Source organism: Acinetobacter sp. A2 (assembly GCF_048537555.1).
Lineage (GTDB): Bacteria > Pseudomonadota > Gammaproteobacteria > Pseudomonadales > Moraxellaceae > Acinetobacter.
The window spans coordinates 580091-599863 of sequence record NZ_CP183239.1 but is presented as its reverse complement, the minus strand read 5'-3'; the positions used below and the strand labels follow the sequence as shown (position 1 = coordinate 599863).

The following is a 19773-nucleotide window of genomic DNA, read 5'->3' as shown; positions in this document are numbered from 1 at the left end:
TAAATTAACAAGACCTAGGGGGGGGTAATCGGACTTATGTCACCCACATCAAACCATTTACTGCAACATGTACCCCCTGCTTTGCTTTCGGGTTTAATTCACTATGCTAAAGAGCAACAGCTTACATATCAGCATTGGTTTGAAGGCATAGCCTTAGATGTAACTCAAATTGATCAAGGTCATGGTTTTATTTCATTTCAAGACATTTGTAAGGTTGCAACACGTGCGCTACAAGACACCCAATGCGAGCATTTAGGCTTAGAAATTGGACGTGACAAAGGGCTGATTTCCATGGGCATGCTTGGTTTTGCCATGATCTCCAGTCAAAATATTGTGGAAGCGCTACAGACAGGACTGCAATACCATCCAATTTCAGGCAGCGTAATGGACTTGGATTATGATTTTTCCTCTAACCATCCCATGTTAGTCATCAAAGAGCGCTACCCTACAGGTCAGTTGTTGCGCTTTTTCTGCGATGAAGCCCTGTCCAGTATTATTAGCTGTTTAGATGTGATGTTGGGGGATCATCAAGATTTGCTCGAAGTACATTTTAGTTTTGCCAAACCTGCGCATTTAGATGCTTATCACGCACATTATCAATGTCCTTTGCATTTTTCATCACACATGAATGCACTGGTATTTCGTCCTGAAATTTTTACCCGTAACATTAAAACCGCAAGTGCTGCCAACTACAGCACCGCTATGCGTGTCTGCCAAATGGCATTGCAAGATATGCAGGCGATTAATCAGCAGCAATATGCACATGTACTAAGTTATCTGATTGAGCAGCATTTACCGCAGCATTTTGATATGACGCAAGCAGCGCAGCATTTTCAAATGAGTGAAAGACATTTGCGCAGACAGCTTTCAACTGAGGGCTGTAGTTTCCAAAATTTAAGACAACGTGTTTTAGAAAATAAAGCCAAACAACTGCTACAACAATCCCTTTCCATTAGTGAAGTCAGTCAGCAACTGGGCTTTAGTGAATTGCGTGAATTTAGACGTGCCTTTAAACGATGGACAGGACTCAGCCCTTCACTGTATAAAAATCAGATCACACCATAAACACTGATTATTCTTAAAGAAAAACAAAAAGTTAAATTTTACTTCACTCATTATTTAAACCGACTTACAAGCGAACAAAAATAAAAACAACAGGATTTCGACTAAAGCATAACTGCAAAGCTGCCATAAAATCCCTATCTTTTAGGGTCTGTTGCCAATTCATCCATGTTTGCGACAACGCATATTTTTTAGCTGATATAAGGCATGAGGCAGGAAATTTAATCATCTAAATAACTGACTCATAACGTAATAGCAGCAAAAAATATGCTTGTTCCAAAGGACTGTGGCTAAAACTTTCTCAGATTGCGTTATGAAACTTGGCAATAGTCTCGCTATTCCCTGCGTTTCATGCCTGATCTGCTCAGTTTTAGCCTACAGCGCAAGCCATTCATGAAATGTCAGCAGACCCTCTGCTGGATAAAATAACGACATATATGGAGAATAACAATGGTCAGCGCATACGATGAATTACCGCGTACACCCGCCAATTTTGTAGCCTTGTCCCCTTTACGTTACTTAGAACGGGCGGCTTATATTTACCCACATCAAAATGCGATTATTCATGGTTCTCGCCAAATCACATGGCGTGAAACCTATTTGCGCTGCTGCCAATTTGCCCATCAACTTCAACAATTAGGCATTAGCAAAAACGATACTGTTTCGGTGCTGCTCCCGAATGTTCCTGCTATGTTGGAAGCACATTTTGCCGTACCTATGGCGGGGGCAGTGTTAAATACTTTAAATACCCGCTTAGATGCCAAAACACTGGCATTTATGCTAGATCATGCTGAATCCAAAGTACTTTTGGTTGACCCTGAATTTGCAGCCTTGGCGCAGGAAGCCTTGGCAATGGTAACGCATGAAATTTATGTCATTGATGTCAGCGACGCAGAATACGAACATGCTACGAATGCCCTTAGCATCGGACAAATTGAATACGAAACATGGCTCGCAGCGGGTGATCCGAATTTTGAATGGCATTTACCGCAAGATGAATGGGATGCGATTAGTCTAAATTACACATCAGGCACCACAGGCAACCCGAAAGGCGTGGTTTACCATCATCGTGGTGCATATATTAATGCAGCAAGTAATATCATTGCCTGTGGTATGACACCGCGTGCCAAATACTTATGGACGCTACCTTTATTCCACTGTAACGGCTGGTGTTTTGCGTGGACCATGGCCGCCAATGGTGGTACCAATATCTGCTTGCGTAAAGTCGACCCTGAACTGATTTTCAAACTGATTGCAGAACACAAAGTCGATTATTTCTGCGGTGCACCAATTGTCTTATCGATGTTAATTAACACCCCAGATGAGAAAAAGACCCAGTTTGACCACCGTGTAGAAGTCATGGTAGCAGGTGCTGCACCACCAGCCGCAATTATTGAAGGTATGCGCAATATTGGCATTAATGTTACTCACGTTTATGGCCTGACTGAAACTTATGGCCCATCTGCACTCTGTGCTTCTCAAGCAGGTTGGAGCGACTTGTCTATTCAGGAACAAGCACAGTTACATTCTCGTCAGGGTGTGCCATATCCATTGCAGGATGGCATGAAAGTTCTTGACCCTGAAACAATGCAACCTGTACCCAAAGATGGTAAGACCATGGGCGAAATTATGTTCCGTGGCAATATCGTGATGAAAGGCTATTTGAAAAACCCAGAAGCTACCGCAGAAGCATTTGCAGGTGGTTGGTTCCATACGGGTGATTTAGCCGTATGCCAACCCGACGGCTATGCCAAAATTACTGACCGCTCTAAAGACGTGATCATTTCAGGGGGCGAAAATATTTCGTCACTGGAAGTTGAAGAAGTCCTGTATCAACACCCTGCTGTGCTAACTGCTGCAGTGGTAGCAAAACCTGACCCTCGTTGGCAGGAAGTACCATGTGCCTTTATCGAGCTCAAAGACGGTAAACAGGCCAGCCCTGAAGAAATCATTGCCTATTGCAGCCAGCACTTAGCACGCTTTAAAGTACCAAAAGATGTGGTGATTACTGAAATTCCAAAAACCTCTACAGGCAAATTACAAAAGTTTGTATTGCGTGAATGGGCCAAAGAGCGTTCAGTCGGAGAGTTTGGTTAAGGCTAAATTTAATCTAAAACTATGAAGATGTACCCACTACACATCCTCATAGCAAATCCAAATAAAAAAACGACTCATCTTGGAGTCGTTTTTTTATTTTCGAATGAGTTAATAATCTACAACCATCTTCAGATTTGCTCTAACTCAACTTAATTTGACTTAACTTTCAGACAAGAGCGCAACCTGTTGCACATAGTTGAATAACTTGAGTTTAGAGGCCTCTAATTCCTCTTCAGGCACTTCCTGTTTCATATCACGGTGAATACGTAACAGATGCTGACGCAACGTATGACGTTCTGCAGCTTTGTAGGTTTTACTAAAATCATTGATGACAGGGTCGCCATCTTTAATAATACGCTCCACCCAACGCTGTAACTGCGCGGTTTTCTTTGCGCCTTGTTGTGGTGTTAAATACGACAAAATTACCGTTTCATTTTCATTGCGCAGCAGTTTACCAATACGCTGACACTGACGACGGCGTGCTTCATGTGAAGTGATACTTTGCAATTCTAGCAAAGCATCGATTAAGCGCTCTTCTACAGGAAGTTTCTGAATTTGTTTGGTGCTTAACTGCGCCAATTGTTCGCCCAGAGCAGCCATACGCTGTACGGCTTTTTTCTGTTCGGTTTTACTTGCACGCCCTTCTAAAGATTCAAAGTCATCTTCAGTAAAACGTTGCGGTCGACGTGCCACGATTAATCTGCCTCGTAAAATTTTGCTGCAAATAGTGCTTGAATGTCAGATAAAGCTTTTTCTTCATCTGCCCCATCAATCACCAAGCGTAAAGTAGTTCCCTTGCCTGCACCCAGCATGAGCAAGGACATAATATTTTTGGCATCGACCAACTTGTCGCCTTTGCCAATTTGGATTGACGAACGGAATTTGGTGGTCACTTCTATCAGTTTCCCAGATGCCCGTGCATGTAAACCTAGTTTATTAATTACGTCAACAGTTGTGTCAATCATGACCAGTGCTTCATTTCTCGGTGTAAGACTTGTATAGACCATTTTGCCTCAAGTGCTTTTTTTAGTCTATCTACGATATAAACAGAACGATGTTGCCCACCAGTACAGCCAATAGAAATGGTGATGTAGTGACGATGCCCTTCGGCAAAAGCAGGCAACCATTTTTCTAAAAACTGATAAATGTCTTTAAACATTTCATGAGTTTGCGGGCTTTGTTGCAAAAACTCCTGCACGGGTGCATCTAAACCTGAATGTTTTCGCAGCTCTAAATCCCAATGCGGGTTGGGTAAATGCCGTACGTCAAAAACATAGTCGGCATCTAGCGGAATGCCGTGCTTATAACCAAAGGACTGTAAAATCACAATCAGATGATCGCTTTGCCCAAGCTTAGACAGTAATACATGCTTTAGGTCATGCACGCTTTTATCGGTAGTATCTATATGCACAGTCGAGCGAAATTGAATAGGCATCAACAAGTTTTTTTCTTCTTGGATACATTCATTTAAGCTTTTAAATCGACTCGACAAAGGATGCGGACGGCGTGATGCACTAAAACGGGCAATCAGTTCCTGATCTTGCGTGGTCAGGTAAATAATATCTACCGATCCATGCTTCTGCAGTTGCTCAAATACCAGATCAAACTCTTGCAAATCGGCACGGGTACTGCGTACATCCACCCCCAACGCCAACTGCTCTAAATTATTTTCCTGATCCAGTTTGTCTACAATTTCTGGGAGCAATGCCAAGGGTAAATTATCAATACAGTAATAACCTAAATCTTCCAACACCTGTAATGCCGAAGATTTTCCTGAACCCGATTGACCTGTAACGATCAAAATACGTTTCATGGCATGCAACCCTTATATTGCGAACTATGCAGAATGTTTGACCTGCAAATTGTCAATTAAACGTGTATTGCCCAGTTTGGCAGCAACGAATAGCACAACATCTTCACTAAATGCTTCAATTTTTTGCAATTCTGTTGTACGTGCTTCTACATAGTCCACAACAAAGCCCGCAGCTGTCAATGTGGTCTTAATATTCGCTAACACTTGTGACAAGCTTTCGCCTTGCTGTAACGCCTGTTCTGCTGCTTTTAGACTTTGATAAATCGTCGGTGCAATTTGACGCTGTTCTGCACTCAAATAGCCATTACGCGAACTGAGCGCCAAGCCATCTGCTGCACGTACAATTGGTACACCAATCACTTCAAGCGGAATGTTTAAGTCACGCACAAACTGACGAATCACTGCCAATTGTTGATAGTCTTTTTCACCAAAGAAAGCATAGTTTGGCTGCACCATATTAAACAATTTGGTCACTACGACTGCGACCCCATCAAAATGCCCCGGACGCTGTAAGCCACACAAATCTGCAGTAATATCGCTAACAGAAATATTGGTCAAACGCGGCTTATTGCCATACATTTGCTCAACCGAAGGCGCAAAAATAATGTCACAACCAACATCTGCCAACAGTTGACTATCCTGATCCAAAGTCCGTGGATAACTGTCAAAGTCTTCATTTGGACCAAATTGAATTGGATTGACAAAAATACTGACCACCACCACATCACATATTTTTTTCGCTTCACGCACCAAAGTTAAGTGCCCTTCGTGCAAATTCCCCATGGTCGGCACAAAACCAATGGTTTTACGCGCAGCACGTGCAGGCTGTAAAGATGCTGCTAAGCCTTGAATTGTGGTTTCAGTTTTCATATTACAACTCAACTTGGAAAGTGTGTTCACGTGCAGGGAAAGAGCCATCTTGTACTGCGACATGATAGGCTTTAAATGCATCTAAAATAGCAGTTTCACCTGCTTGTTCTTTCATAAAGTTACGTACAAATTTTGCCACCCGGCCAAAGGTGAGCCCTAGCATGTCTTGTACCACCAAGACCTGACCATCGGTCGCTGCACCAGCGCCAATACCAATCACAGGAATTTCAGGGAATAGCTCTGAAATTTCCTGACCTAGCTGTGCAGGTACACATTCCAGCAATAAAATTGCCGCACCTGCATCCACCACAGCTTTACAGTCTGCAATCAGCTTGTCTGCCGCTTCACGTGTACGCGCTTGCAACTTGTAGCCACCAAATACATGCACCGATTGCGGTGTCAAACCCAAATGCACACACACTGGAATACCGTTACGGGTTAATGTTGCAACGGTTTCACTGAGCCATGCACCACCTTCCATTTTGACCATTTGCGCACCTGCCTGCATGACTTCTTTCGAGCTTTGCAGTGCATCATTTAGAGTGGCATAACTCATAAATGGCAGGTCTGTCAGAATAAAAGCATGCTGATTGCCACGGCGTACCGCAGCGGTGTGATAAGCCATATCGGCCACAGTCACAGGCAAAGTCGAGTCACGTCCCTGAATTGACATGCCCAAAGAATCACCAATTAAAATTGTGTCAATTTCGGCAACTTCCATTGCCTTTGCCATGCTTGCGTCATAGCAAGTCAGGCAGGAGAATTTGCGACCTTCCGCTTTAAATTTTCTTAGGTCACTTAGACTAATCATGAAAATATTCCTCTATGGAAAAGCATTACTCATGCTTAATTTAAAACTTTACAGCCCTGCCCAATCCCCTGCATCCGCAACTGTTAAGTTCGGATGTTCAAGCAATGCCAAATGTTTTAAAGCTTGTCCTTTGACGCTTAAATTAGCATCTAAATCTAACAATGGGATGACGACAAAATCACGCTCTAACACACCCACATGCGGTACAGTCAAACGTTCATTTTCAATCGTGGCATCGCCATAAATCAATAAATCTAAATCTAGCGTGCGCTCACCCCAATGACGTAACCGCACCCGACCCGACTCCTGTTCAAAACGCTGTAACTCATCCAACAACGCTAGAGGTTCAAGTTCTGTTTCCAAACGCACTACGGCATTTAAATAGTTTGGCTGATCTTGTGGCCCCATGGGTGGACTTTGGTACAGCTTTGAGGTCTGCACAGCACCCAAAGTTGCCAGTTTTTGTACAGCATCGGCTAAAATTTGACGAGAGTCGCCCAAATTACTGCCTAAACCAATATAGGTGATGTTGCTCATTGTGTAGGCCCAAAAATCACTTGGCTTAAATCACGTTGTACACGTTTACGTTTTAAAATTGGATGATCTGCAGCAATACCAGACTCATGAGTGCTTGCAGAACGTTGAGCACGATTTTCTTCATATTGCTTGGCTTTACGCGCACGACGGCTGCGTGGCTCAGGCTCATTCACCAAAGGCTCAATTTGATGATCAATCTGCTGAGCTAACACCTCAACAGGCTCAGGCGCTGCTTTACGGCGGCTCTTAGCACGTGACCGGTTGTATTGAGCAATCGCACGTTCTTTTTCATCGGTGCTCATGAGCTGATAGGCATCCCACCATTGGCCCATGCCTAGGGTTGAGCTATCGCCTGATTTTTCTCGCAATAACAAGAAGTCAAAACCTGCTCGGAAACGCGCATGTCCCGATAAGGCTTCGATCTGCTGTGGCTTAGGTTGCAACAAGCGGGTTTGCATTTCCCATACTTCACGAATAAAAGTTTCAGCAAAACGTGGAATGATGGTACGTGTTGCTTGACGTTTCAGCACATCTAAACCTGCCTGTGCACGTGCTTCGGCTGCAACTACACCTTTAGATAAATAAAAGTCACAACGCTCTAAAAATGGTTGCCACAACAGCACTGCATAGAAAAATGCAGGATTAATCGTTTTGCCAATGGCAATACGTTGATCTGTATTTTTTGCAGCACGTTCAATAAACGGATTAATGTCAGGTTTAATATCGGCAAATAACTGACGCCAAATTCCGAAATCAATCAACATTGGTAAAACTTTGTTTAGATGCCCCATCGTAAAGAGCTTTTGCGACTCATCATACAAACGGTGGGGTGAAACATCACGCAATAATTGCGTCATTTCAGGCGTAAAAATTTTTAGAATTTTTGGATCAATATTGAAGTTCAATTTAGCAGCGAAGCGCAAAGTCCGCAGCATACGCACAGGGTCTTCTTCAAAACGTAGGGTTGGATCACCCAATAAACGTAAGTTTTTATGCTTAATATCATCTACGGCATTGCAAAAATCCAGCACTATGCCTTTGCGGGGCTGGTAATACAATGCGTTGATTGAAAAATCACGACGGGCAAAATCTTGCTCGATTGTACCCCAGTTATTGTCGCGAAGAATCATGCCTGCGGCAGAAGTCACAGCTTTTTTGGGTGGCGCACGGAAAGTCGCTACTTCAATCAGTTCACGTCCTGCGTAGACATGCGCCAGCTCAAAACGTCGTCCAATAATTCGGCAACGTCGTCCGAAAACCTCTTTCACTTGTGATGGTGTGGCATTGGTCACGGCATCAAAATCCTTAGGATTCAGCCCCAACATTAAGTCACGAACTCCACCGCCTACAATATAGGCTTCATAGCCTGCTTTAGTTAAAGCATCTAAAACATCTAAAATGGAAGAAGGTAATTGAGCGGTAGATAAACCACATTTTGACGCGCGCAAAGTTTGCAAAAGACGCTGTCTCCTACGTCTGAACGTAAAATATATAAGATGTCGCTAATCATATCTCTATCACAATCAAAGGGCAATTTGATTCACACGCTAATTTTGCAATGTGTAGTGCTAAAATTCTGCTTGCAGCTACAATGCCAGCTTGTGTTTATTCTTGGCAAATAAAGCTGGGCCAATGCCTTTGACTTGCTGTAACTCTTCGATACTTTGAAACTGTCCCTTTTGTTTACGATATTCCACAATCGCTTCAGCCTTTTTCAAGCCAATCCCCGATAATTGTTGCAGTTGCTCTAGCGATGCACTGTTCAAACGGACTTGCTGCACACTAGAACTTACTTTTTGCTTCGGACGTGCTAAATAATATTGTGATGTGGCAGCAGTCGTTTGCTTTGCAGTCAAACGCTGATCTTGTGCTTCTTGCTGCGCTTTCCATTTTAAATAATTTTGGTCGAACTGCTGTGCCGTTGTGGGAAGACTGATTCCACACAGCAACACTGCCCATAATCCAAGTACTGTAAATTTGAAATCAGCCCAACTCAAACCCAATATGCGTGGTATATACATACAATGATTAACCTATTTTTTTAATTGTTGTTTTGCTTGCTCCCAAAGTTGATCCATTTCTTCTAAACTCATTTCTTCAATCTGTTTTTGTTGTAATTCGGCTTGATCTTCTATGTAAGCAAAGCGTGTTCTAAATTTATGAATTGTGCTCAATAATGCCATTTCACTGGACAGGCCTAGTTTACGACCTACATTGATCAAAGAAAATAAACAGTCACCAAACTCATCCAGTATTTCGTCGGATTGTTGCTGCTGAATCGCCTGCTGTAATTCCTGCAACTCTTCTTCAAGTTTTACATAAGCCTCTTCTACAGTTGGAAAATCAAAGCTTAACTGGGCTGCATGCTGCTGAATTTGCTGTGCCTGCTGTAATGCAGGGGCATGTTTAATTTCGTCTAAACGTGATTTTGCCTTGCCCTGTTTTTCTTGTTGTTTGATGGTTTTCCATAAGGCAGCAACATCTTCTGCGCTGAGCTGCGCAAACTGTTCGGCCTGAAACACATGTGGATGACGACGAATCAGTTTTTCAGTAATAGCTTGCACCACATCCTGAAAGTTAAACGCACCTTGCTCACTATACATTTGTGCCTGAAACACCACTTGCAGCAAAAGGTCTCCTAGTTCATCTCGAATTTCATCCACATTACCTGAACGTACTGCGGCTTCGACTTCATAGGCCTCTTCAATTGCATATTTGGTCAAACTTTCAGGGGTCTGCTTTTGATCCCACGGACATTGTTGACGAAGTTGTTGCATGACTGAAAGCAATTGCTGCATGAGATATTCCTTATTTCATTTTTTTGCACAAACCTGAATATTTTTTGCTATGCTCAAAACCGCAAGGACGATATGTACAACAAAAATAACATCAGGGAGCAAGTTCAAATGCACAGTATCTTGATTAGTGGTGCTGCACAAGGCATCGGTGCGGCAATTGCCCGTTTGTTTTACCAGCAAGGTTACCGTGTTGGTATTTATGACATTCATCTCACCCAAGCCCAACAACTGGCCAATCAACTGGGTGAACGTGCGCATGCAGGCTTATTGGATGTAGCGGACTATACCAGCTGGCAAGCTGCTTTGTCAGATTTTTGCCAATGGGCGGGTGAACTCAATATTTTAGTCAACAATGCTGGAATTTTATATTCAGGTGCTTTTGAAGATACACCTATAGAAGCTCATCACCGTACCATGGCAGTCAATGTCAATGGCGTGTTGAATGGCTGTCACGCCGCTTTGCCTTATTTGAAACAGGCTAGTTTTGCTCGGGTGATTAATCTGTCTTCCGCCTCTGCAATTTATGGACAAGCTGATTTAATCTCTTACTCTGCTTCTAAATTTGCTGTGCGTGGCATCACTGAAGGACTAGATATAGAATGGGATAAATTTGGTATTCGTGTGTTAGATGTAATGCCACTTTTTGTGCAAACAGCCATGGTTAAAGATATGAATGCTGGCACCATTCAAAATATGGGGGTACATCTCTCAGCAGAAGATGTAGCGCAAGTGGTTTATCAGCAAGCAACGGCCAAAGACTCTATTCTGACCAACACCCACCGTGCGGTAGGTTTAAAAGCCAAAACCTTAATGCAATTGTCTGGCATCAGCCCGCAATGGTTAAATCGTTGGTCGAATCGATTATTGGCAAAGCGCGCATAAGGTAATGCTACCCCAATATGCCGCACACAATAAAAAGCCCGAATTTAAAATTCGGGCTTTTTTTGCATCTTGAAAAATGACAGCTTAACCACGCTTAAACTTTTTCTCAGCTTTCTTGAACTTCTGTACATAGCGGCGGCGACGTGCTGCAGTACGTTCATCCACCTGTGACTTACGTCCTTCAAATGGGTTTTCAGAAGTTTTAAATTCAATTTTTACCGGTGTACCTTCAAGTTTATACACTTTACGGAACACATTTTCTAAATAGCGACGGTAATCCGCAGGGGTTTTATCTACCTTGTTGCCGTGAATGACAATTGTAGGTGGGTTTTGTCCGCCCATATGCGCATAGCGCATTTTGATGGCACGCCCCTGTACTTTTGGTGGATGGTGCGCATCAGTCGCATCATTCAAAATTTGTGTCAGTTTAGCAGGTGAAACTTTCAAATGTGATGATTCATAAGCACGGTGTATAGATGGGTATAGATCGCCCACACCTGTACCATGTAATGCAGAAATCAGGTGAATTTTTGCCCATGGAATAAAGTCAAAACGACGTTCTACATCTAGCTTACATTGCTTGCGATCATACTCAGACATATTGTCCCATTTGTTAATCGCAACCACCATGGCACGCCCTGCTTCGAGTGCATAACCAATCAAGTGTAAGTCTTGCTCTACAATACCATCACGTGCATCAACCACCACTACCACAACGTGAGCATCTTTCATGGCTTGTAAGGTTTTCACAATTGAGAATTTCTCAATCATTTCATCCACCTTACCTTTACGACGCACACCTGCAGTATCAATTAAGGTGTATTTACGCCCATTACGCTCAAATGGAATATAAACCGAGTCACGTGTTGTTCCAGGTTGGTCAAATGCAACTACGCGCTCTTCACCCAATAAACGGTTGACCAACGTAGATTTCCCCACGTTTGGACGTCCAATAATGGCTAAACGCAAACCTGTGTCTTGGTCATGTGCATCTGGGTTTTCGTCTTCAGGAATATCAGCCAGAACATCTTCCAGCATTTGCTGTACGCCACGTCCGTGACTAGCAGCCACTTGTAATGGTTCGCCCATACCTAGCTTGAAGAATTCCACCAAGGCTGCTTCGGCATGTACGCCATCGACCTTGTTGGCCACTAAGAATACTTTTTTGCCTAAAGTACGCAATTCACGTGCAATTTGCTCATCCGATGCGAGTAAACCTGCGCGTGCATCCACCACAAAAATAATGATGTCCGCTTCGTGGATTGCAGTTTTTGACTGCTCTGCCATATAAGAGTCAATACCGCCTTCGGTTTCGCCAATACCACCTGTGTCCACAACAATAAAGGACTTGTTTTGGTAAGTAGCATCACCATATTTTCGGTCACGTGTCAGACCAGCAAAGTCGGCAACAAGCGCATCACGGCTCTTGGTAATCTGGTTAAACAGCGTTGATTTTCCGACGTTCGGACGACCAATGAGCGCAATTACGGGTTTCATAGATTAACCTTTATACAAGATCAGCCAACTTAAATGGCCTGAACATCAGAAACTGTGGAGAAAGTAGATCAAATATCTAAATAAAAACACGGGGTATTGAACATTCAATTACCCCGCGTAAAAATACGGACGACTATTTTAGCATAAAAGTCAGAATAAAATTAACGGTTCTGCCAAACGCTGAAAGCACCCTTTTGCGTTGCTACATAGAGCTGATTGTCAATGACACGCAATGTGCGTACTTCACCGCTGGTTTTTGAGCGTCCAACCAACTGACCTGAACTTGGGTCAAGCAAATGCAATACACCGTCTAAGTCGCCTACCACCAAATACTGACCTAACAACACAGGATTAGACAAACGACGATTCAGTAAACTGTCATTTTCCCAAAGTTGTTGCCCAGACGTAATTTCATAGGCAGCAATTTTACCGTCATCACTACTGACAAACACACCATTACCCGCTACTTCTGGGCGTTTGGTGCTGCTCATGTCTTCGCTCCAGATCACCTGTTGCGATGCCAAGTCCAATACAGTGACCTGACCTTGATAGCTTGTGGTCACCAAGAATTGGCCGGCAACTACAGGGTCACCATCAATATCATTTAAGCGTTGAATGTCTGAACGACCTTCACTGATTGCGACACGACGTTGCATGCGTGGTACGCCTGTCACAATATCTAAGGCATAAACATAGGCATTTGCCGAAGCAATTAAGACTGTACGCGGGTCTAAAGCAACAGGTGCAGCCATACCACGTAAGCTAAACTGTACGTTTGGCAAGTTATAGGTCCATACCAATTGACCCGTTTCTACGTTGTGCGCATACACCGTGCCATCATTGCTGACAGTGACCACACGACCAGACTGAATCAATGAAGGTGCAAGAATTGCACCTGTTAATTGTGCCACCCACTTTTGTTCGCCTGTTTGCTGATCTAGGGCGAACAATTGTCCTTTGCTGTTGCCTGCAACCACTATTCCTTCTGCAGCTTTTACGCCAGCACTAAGACCTTGCTTAGAAACTTGCTTTTGCCAAAGGCGCTGTTTGCCTTGATAGGCGGCCATTTCACCTTTAGGATCAACCGTAAAAATTACACCATTTGCAGCATCGAGCTGTAAACGCAGTGGATCTGCTGCCGTTGTAGAAGATACATTTTGCGAAAATACAGGCACTAAACTCTGTGCTTGTTCAAGTTTTGGGAGTGGATTTGGCTTAACTTCTGCAACTTTAATTTTATTTGTAGAACATCCCACCAAAGCGAGGGTTAAAACTGTCAGTGCAAACGGTATTTTATACTTTCTATTCATTGGCTCTCATCCACTTGTGTTTCTAATACTGGGCGTTCAATTTCAGGATCATCCACCAAAACGCCTACACTTTCGAGTTTTATTTGTAAAATTTGACGCTCTTGTTTACGTTCTACCAAAGTATCCCATGCACTTTGATACGCTTTTTTAGCATTTTCACGGTCATTTTTGGCAACATAGACATCACCACGTGCTTCGTCTGCTGTAGCTTTAAATGCAGGATCGGTCACGCCTGCCAAACTTTGAATGGCTTCGTCATATTTCTTTTGAGCCAGCTGTGCATACGCCAAACGTAACTTGACCAGTTGCACCAAGCCCTGATCTTTCACTTTTGAGTTTTCAACTTTCTTTAAAGCTTTTTCCGCCGCAGCAAAGTCTTGCTGATCATAAGCCAATTTTGCCATTAAAAACTGAGTTTGAATGGCCTGCGCAGAGTCTGGCGCTTCTTTCACAATTTTATCGGCAGTTGCAGACAATTGACTAAAAGCATCAGGATTCGCTTCTGTGTTACGTGCATCATCCATCAGTTGCTGCACTTTGGCAGTATTCATTTGATGCTCAGCCAAGTTTTTTTTCTGCCAATATTGCCATCCGAAAAAGGCAATCAACGCAATTAAAATCCCGCTAATAATGGCCGAGCCATATTTTTTCGCAAACGATTTTAAACTATCAAGTTGTTCGTCATCACTCAATGCGCTCATTGGATTACCCTTTTCCTTATGTTATTTGGCTTATTGTGAAGAAAATTTTTCAATGATGAAAGGCACAATTTCAGCAACAGCGACTGCAGTTTGCTCGGCAGTTGCCAAAGTTTTGACTGCCAATTGCTGTGCTTCCGCTTCGCGCTCACCATAAATCAATGCGTAGATTGCACCTGATTGATCGGCTTTTTTCATTTGGCTTTTCATTGAACCTTGTGAACCGACTTTCAGGCGAATTTGGCTGCCTGCCTGTTCCAACTGGTCACGAATTTGCTCAGCCAAAACCAAAGCCTTGCCTTGCGTATTTGGGTCTGCCAACAAGAACACTTCACAATCACGTACTGGTGTATTGTCTTCGACTTGCTCAAGTAGCAACAACAAACGCTCAATACCCATGGCAAATCCCACGGCAGGTACAGACTGATCTGCTTTGCCTTTCAATTGCCCAACCAGACCATCATAACGTCCACCTGCACAGACTGTGCCTTGTGAACCTAAATGCGTAGTTGTCCATTCAAATACTGTTTTGTTGTAATAATCTAGACCACGTACCAATTTTTGATTAATTACAAAATCAATGCCTGCATCTGTTAAATATTGCTGTAACTGGGCAAAGTGATTTAGGGTGTCTTCACCCATAAAATCATGTAATTTCGGTGCATTTTCTAAGATGCTTTGTGTTTTAGCATCTTTAGAGTCCAAAATACGCAGTGGATTGGTACTTAAACGACGCTGAGAATCTTCATCTAAATCGGCCTTGTGAGCTTCTAAAAACTCAACCAAAGCAGCACGATACGCAGCACGCTCATCCGACTCACCCAAAGTATTCAACTCTAAGCGAACTTTATCGGCAACGCCCATGCGTTTCCATAAACGCGCAGTCATTAAAATAAGTTCGGCATCCATGTCTGGCGTTGCAACACCAAAAGTTTCGACACCAAATTGATGGAATTGGCGGTAACGGCCTTTTTGCGGCTTTTCATAGCGGAACATCGGGCCGATATACCACACACGCGGGGTCGCGCCACGCAGTAAATTGTGCTCTAACATGGCACGTACACAGCCCGCAGTACCTTCAGGGCGTAAAGTCAAAGACTCTGGCGGATTGCCTTTGTCCAAGAAAGTGTACATTTCTTTTTCAACGATATCGGTCGCATCACCAATTGAACGCTTAAACAAATTGGTTTGCTCGACCATTGGCAAACGAATTTGTTGATAACCATAAGCATCCATTAGTGATGCTAAATGTTGCTCTAGACGTCTCCACGCAGGAGTTTGCGTAGGCAGAATGTCATTAAAACCTTTGATTGCAACAATTGAACTCATGTCTTACTCAGAAAAATTTGTACGAATAATCTCTTTAGATTTAGCTTCTTCAAGCTCTGTCACACGTTGACGAACCATGCTTTCGATTTCATCAACAAGTTGGTTGGTATCAATTAAATGGCTTTTTTCACCATTTCGATATACCAACGAACGTGGACTTGCACCCACGACACCAATATCCGCCTCTTTGGCTTCACCTGGGCCATTCACTTTACATCCAATAACCGATACATCCATAGGCGTGCGGATATCTTCCAAACGCTCTTCCAAAGCCTGCATCACAGAAATCACATTAAATTCCTGACGTGAACAGCTTGGGCAAGCAATGAAGTTAATGCCGTTTGAGCGTAAGCTTAAAGATTTAAGAATATCAAAACCAATTTTGACTTCATCTTCAGGTTCTGCCGCAAGCGAAATACGCATGGTATCGCCAATGCCTTCCATGAGCAGACCACCCAAAGCAATTGCTGACTTAACCGTACCTGTACGGTAAATGCCTGCTTCAGTTACGCCTAAATGTAATGGATTATCAATTTGTTGTGACAACAGGCGGTAAGCATCCATGGTTAAAAACACATTAGAGGCTTTGACTGAAACTTTAAATTCATGAAAGTCTAAGCGATCTAAAATATCAATATGACGCATGGCAGATTCTAGCAATGCAGCCCCTGTTGGCTCACCATATTTTTTCTGAATGTCTTTTTCTAGCGATCCTGCATTTACACCAATACGCATGGAAATATCGTGATGTTTTGCAGCAGCCACCACTTCACGAATTTTAGCTTCTGAGCCAATATTCCCTGGGTTAATACGCAAGCAATCTGCGCCAGCATCGGCAACGGCCAAAGCAATTTTATAGTCAAAGTGAATGTCTGCAACTAAGGGTACAGACACTTGCTTACGAATTTCACCAAATGCAGCTGCGGCTTCCATTGTTGGCACAGAAACACGCATGATGTCTACACCCGCATCCACACAACGCTGGATTTGTGCCACAGTCGCAGCTACATCACAGGTTTCTGTATTGGTCATACTCTGAATACTAATGGGTGCATCACCACCGACATAAACAGAACCCACACGAATTTTACGGGTCGGACGGCGTTGAATTGGATTCACAATCATGATATCGCTCTACCTTGCTGCATTATCGAGACAAACGGAATTCGGCTTTTCCGTTTACAGTATATGGCGATAATGAAATCGACTCATTGTTCAAACTTAATGACACAGCAGTGGCATCATCTAAACGAATTTGGAATGGGGCTTCACCTTGTAAATTTAAAGTTGATGCCTGACGTCCTGTTGCCAATACATTGCCTGCAGAGTCGACAATATGCACTGAAGTTGGACGTGCGAATTGCAAATTCAATTGATCACCTGAAGCAAGTGAGGTTGTGCCAACCGTTGCATTGTCTGAAATGATTTGCACATCAGATTGCAGCACTGCAATTTCAGGTTCAGCAGTGTCTTGACTAGAAGACATCCAGTTCTGAATCAATGCCACCAAAGCCCACAGTAGCAACAAGACAGCAATCGCAATGGCGATACGGGTCAGCCACTTCTTATTACGATCACGGTTGGAACCAGGCAACTTCCCCATAATTTTGATGGGTGAATTATTCAAAGCATGGTTGGGCAACAGACCTGTATCGTTGGCATAAATTTCATCAAAACGCTGAATAATCGCAGAAGCATCGACCTGCAAATATTTGGCATAGGTACGATAATAACCTTTAATAAAGGTCGCTTCTGGCAAGGCGGTATATTCATCCTGCTCAAGTGCAGTCAGTGTTTTCAATGGAATTTTCAAATCTTTTGAAACATCAGCCAGATCGCGTTTTTGATTCACACGAATTTGACGAAGGTACTCACCTGGACGTTGAACATTTCCTAATGCATGGGGTACCTGATTGCTCCCCTGTGATGGTTGCGGTGAATTAGGATTTACTTCCATACGGCCTCAGTACTGTACTGTAATTGCAAATAACGTTGGTATTCTTGGCTATTGGGAAATAATGCACGCAGCTGGTTCACTAAAACCTGAGTTCCCAATTGATCGCCATTGGCACGTGCTAAACGAATCCCAATCCATAAGGCACGCGCACCCTGATTTTTTTGCCCGACCGCACGTACAAACTGTTCATACAATTGTCGAGCGGGTGCAAATTGTTGTCTTAAATATAAAATTTCAGACAACTCTAACATTGAAACATAAGAATCGCGGTTGGCTTGCAAGGCTTGTTTGAATGATTTTTCGGCATTCGCGACATCACCCAACTTTAAATAAATACGCCCTACGTTTTCTAATGCTCTAAAACGCTGATCATAACCCAGTGTTGCACCAGCAATACTGAGCTGTTCAATCGCCTCATTATAACGTTCTACTTGATATAAATACGTACCATAGTTGTTACGCGCTTGTGCATTTTGAGGGTCAGCAGCAATGGCACGCTTGAAATAGGCATCGGCTTTTTCTAGATTCAGCTTGCTACCTTCTTGCTGCAACAACACTCCCATCATCATATTGGCAGATGAATCGCGTGAATCGCTTTCCAAAGCTTGATCCAACGCACGCTTAGCAGAATCTAAGTCGCCATTTTTTAAATATTCTGCGGCAAGTTGAGTGCGTACTTGTACTGCTTTTTCTGGGTCTTTTTGTCCGAGCGTTGGCGCTGTGGTTTGACAAGCTGCAGCAAAAATTGCCGAAATACAAACGGTTGTAATTTGTGCGAATTTAAATACAGGCTTATTCAATGGACATCCCCTTTGCGTCTTAATTCGATGCAAGTCGCTTATCTATACAAGTCATTATCCTTGCGAGCGTATAATTTCATTTTGCGCTGCAACTTTCTTTTTCCACTGCTCTGCACGACGGGTACGATCGGCGACTTGTCCGACCAATTGCCCACAGGCAGCATCAATATCATCACCACGTGTCTGACGAATCGTACACACAAAACCTGCATCAGACAAAGTTTTTTGGAAAGAAATAATTCGATTTCGGCTAGAACGCCCATACGGTGCGTGCGGAAAAGGATTAAATGGGATCAAATTAATTTTGCTTGGCAGGTTCTTGAGTAACTGAATCATTTGCTGTGCATGTTCAGGATGGTCATTCACACCATCTAACATGACATATTCAATGGTCACGTGTTTACGGGCACTTTCATTGCCATCTTTGCCAATATAACGCTGACAAGCCGCAATCAATTGTTCCAACGGATATTTTTTGTTGATTGGAACCAGCTCATCACGTAATTGGTTATTGGTGGCATGTAAAGAAATTGCTAGGGCAACATCAATGTCTTGTGCCAATTGATCAATTTTAGGCACTACGCCCGAGGTAGATAAGGTCACACGGCGCTTAGACATACCATAGGCAAAGTCATCTAACATGATGCGCATAGAATTCAAAACAGCATCGTAATTCAGCAATGGTTCACCCATGCCCATCATCACCACGTTGGTCACAGAACGCTCACGCTCTACCACTGGCACATCTTCCATGTAGGAATAGTTTGCCATCCACAACTGACCAATAATTTCGGCTTGAGTCAAGTCACGCTGGAAGCCTTGTTTACCTGTAGAGCAAAATGAACAGTCTAGCGCACAACCCACTTGCGATGAAATACACAAGGTTTTGCGTGAGCCAGTTTTATCTTCTGCAGGAATCAAGACAGTTTCGACGAGTGAGCCTTCACCTTCGCCCACACGGAACACCCACTTACGCGTACCGTCTTTAGAATAGTTTTTATGCACCACTTCTGGCGCTTTAATTTCACAAATCTTTTCCAGTTTTTCACGTAACTTGCCCGAAATATTGGTCATTTCGGCAAAGTCTGTAACAAAAAACTGGTGAATCCATTTCATCACCTGCCCTGCACGGAATTTCTTTTCGCCTAACTCTTCAAAGAATTTTTCCATTTGTGGACGTGACATGCCAAGGAGATTCACTTTCTCTGCAGTATTGGACTGTGCAGGAGCGGATGCAGATGCTTGCTGAACATCTGTCGCAGATGCAGCGAGGACTTCTGTACTCATGTGTGTATTACCTAAACCATGTCTA

General features: G+C 43.2%; 20 protein-coding genes. 3 read left to right on the top strand and 17 right to left on the bottom strand.

Annotation, left to right across the window (positions count from 1 at the left end; translation table 11 throughout):
- Nucleotides 1-36: 36 nt before the first annotated feature.
- Together ACNS8M_RS02775 and ACNS8M_RS02770 are read left to right on the top strand one after the other, a co-directional pair.
- Nucleotides 37-1065: an AraC family transcriptional regulator gene (locus tag ACNS8M_RS02775; RefSeq protein ID WP_419225094.1), complete on the top strand. Its 1029-nt coding sequence runs from the start codon at nucleotides 37-39 to the stop codon at nucleotides 1063-1065.
- Between the two features lie 447 nt (nucleotides 1066-1512).
- A complete protein-coding gene (locus ACNS8M_RS02770) occupies nucleotides 1513-3159 on the top strand; it encodes an acyl-CoA synthetase (RefSeq protein ID WP_168418446.1) in 1647 nt (548 codons plus the stop codon).
- 159 nt (nucleotides 3160-3318) lie between these two features.
- Here ACNS8M_RS02770 and yjgA read toward each other — a convergent pair whose 3' ends face one another.
- The 9 genes from yjgA to mazG form a co-directional block, all read right to left on the bottom strand.
- A complete protein-coding gene (gene yjgA, locus ACNS8M_RS02765; RefSeq protein WP_419225093.1) occupies nucleotides 3319-3852 on the bottom strand; it encodes a ribosome biogenesis factor YjgA in 534 nt (177 codons plus the stop codon).
- Nucleotides 3853-3854: 2 nt separating this feature from the next.
- Nucleotides 3855-4124, bottom strand: a complete 270-nt coding sequence (locus tag ACNS8M_RS02760; RefSeq protein ID WP_026438354.1) for an HPr family phosphocarrier protein — start codon at nucleotides 4122-4124, stop codon at nucleotides 3855-3857.
- On the bottom strand, nucleotides 4121-4972 hold the full coding sequence (rapZ, locus tag ACNS8M_RS02755) for an RNase adapter RapZ (RefSeq protein ID WP_180112618.1): 852 nt from the start codon (nucleotides 4970-4972) through the stop codon (nucleotides 4121-4123). Before rapZ ends, ACNS8M_RS02760 begins: the two co-directional genes overlap by 4 nt.
- Nucleotides 4973-4996: 24 nt before the next feature.
- Entirely contained in the window at nucleotides 4997-5842 is an 846-nt protein-coding gene (gene panC, locus ACNS8M_RS02750; protein ID WP_286429314.1) for a pantoate--beta-alanine ligase, read from the bottom strand.
- Nucleotide 5843: 1 nt separating this feature from the next.
- Nucleotides 5844-6653, bottom strand: a complete 810-nt coding sequence (panB, locus tag ACNS8M_RS02745; protein ID WP_286429313.1) for a 3-methyl-2-oxobutanoate hydroxymethyltransferase — start codon at nucleotides 6651-6653, stop codon at nucleotides 5844-5846.
- Between the two features lie 48 nt (nucleotides 6654-6701).
- The gene (folK, locus tag ACNS8M_RS02740; RefSeq protein WP_168461625.1) at nucleotides 6702-7190 is read right to left on the bottom strand and encodes a 2-amino-4-hydroxy-6-hydroxymethyldihydropteridine diphosphokinase; all 489 of its coding nucleotides are present in this window, start codon (nucleotides 7188-7190) and stop codon (nucleotides 6702-6704) included.
- A complete protein-coding gene (gene pcnB / locus ACNS8M_RS02735; RefSeq protein ID WP_168461623.1) occupies nucleotides 7187-8647 on the bottom strand; it encodes a polynucleotide adenylyltransferase PcnB in 1461 nt (486 codons plus the stop codon). Before pcnB ends, folK begins: the two co-directional genes overlap by 4 nt.
- Before the next feature lie 129 nt (nucleotides 8648-8776).
- Complete coding sequence (locus ACNS8M_RS02730; protein ID WP_419225092.1) at nucleotides 8777-9211, bottom strand: ComEA family DNA-binding protein; 435 nt, start codon at nucleotides 9209-9211, stop codon at nucleotides 8777-8779.
- A gap of 12 nt (nucleotides 9212-9223) precedes the next feature.
- A complete protein-coding gene (gene mazG / locus ACNS8M_RS02725) occupies nucleotides 9224-9988 on the bottom strand; it encodes a nucleoside triphosphate pyrophosphohydrolase (RefSeq protein WP_419225091.1) in 765 nt (254 codons plus the stop codon).
- Between the two features lie 108 nt (nucleotides 9989-10096).
- Between mazG and ACNS8M_RS02720 the strand changes: the two genes are divergently transcribed.
- The gene (locus ACNS8M_RS02720) at nucleotides 10097-10870 is read left to right on the top strand and encodes an SDR family oxidoreductase (protein ID WP_168418437.1); all 774 of its coding nucleotides are present in this window, start codon (nucleotides 10097-10099) and stop codon (nucleotides 10868-10870) included.
- An 84-nt stretch (nucleotides 10871-10954) separates the two neighbouring features.
- Here the strand turns inward: ACNS8M_RS02720 and der are convergent, their stop codons facing one another.
- From der to rlmN, 8 genes are all read right to left on the bottom strand, one after another.
- A complete protein-coding gene (der, locus tag ACNS8M_RS02715; RefSeq protein ID WP_168418436.1) occupies nucleotides 10955-12367 on the bottom strand; it encodes a ribosome biogenesis GTPase Der in 1413 nt (470 codons plus the stop codon).
- Nucleotides 12368-12528: 161 nt separating this feature from the next.
- The gene (bamB, locus tag ACNS8M_RS02710; RefSeq protein WP_168418435.1) at nucleotides 12529-13677 is read right to left on the bottom strand and encodes an outer membrane protein assembly factor BamB; all 1149 of its coding nucleotides are present in this window, start codon (nucleotides 13675-13677) and stop codon (nucleotides 12529-12531) included.
- On the bottom strand, nucleotides 13674-14378 hold the full coding sequence (locus tag ACNS8M_RS02705) for a YfgM family protein (protein WP_168461617.1): 705 nt from the start codon (nucleotides 14376-14378) through the stop codon (nucleotides 13674-13676). Before ACNS8M_RS02705 ends, bamB begins: the two co-directional genes overlap by 4 nt.
- Nucleotides 14379-14408: 30 nt before the next feature.
- Nucleotides 14409-15704: a histidine--tRNA ligase gene (gene hisS / locus ACNS8M_RS02700; protein ID WP_104852470.1), complete on the bottom strand. Its 1296-nt coding sequence runs from the start codon at nucleotides 15702-15704 to the stop codon at nucleotides 14409-14411.
- Nucleotides 15705-15707: 3 nt separating this feature from the next.
- Entirely contained in the window at nucleotides 15708-16829 is a 1122-nt protein-coding gene (gene ispG / locus ACNS8M_RS02695; protein ID WP_104852471.1) for a flavodoxin-dependent (E)-4-hydroxy-3-methylbut-2-enyl-diphosphate synthase, read from the bottom strand.
- Between the two features lie 22 nt (nucleotides 16830-16851).
- Nucleotides 16852-17661, bottom strand: a complete 810-nt coding sequence (locus ACNS8M_RS02690; protein ID WP_168461615.1) for a helix-turn-helix domain-containing protein — start codon at nucleotides 17659-17661, stop codon at nucleotides 16852-16854.
- Nucleotides 17652-18461 (bottom strand): type IV pilus biogenesis/stability protein PilW, encoded by an 810-nt coding sequence (gene pilW, locus ACNS8M_RS02685; protein WP_019836295.1) that lies wholly within the window; start codon nucleotides 18459-18461, stop codon nucleotides 17652-17654. Before pilW ends, ACNS8M_RS02690 begins: the two co-directional genes overlap by 10 nt.
- Before the next feature lie 54 nt (nucleotides 18462-18515).
- Complete coding sequence (gene rlmN / locus ACNS8M_RS02680) at nucleotides 18516-19748, bottom strand: 23S rRNA (adenine(2503)-C(2))-methyltransferase RlmN (protein ID WP_168461613.1); 1233 nt, start codon at nucleotides 19746-19748, stop codon at nucleotides 18516-18518.
- Nucleotides 19749-19773: the final 25 nt, after the last annotated feature.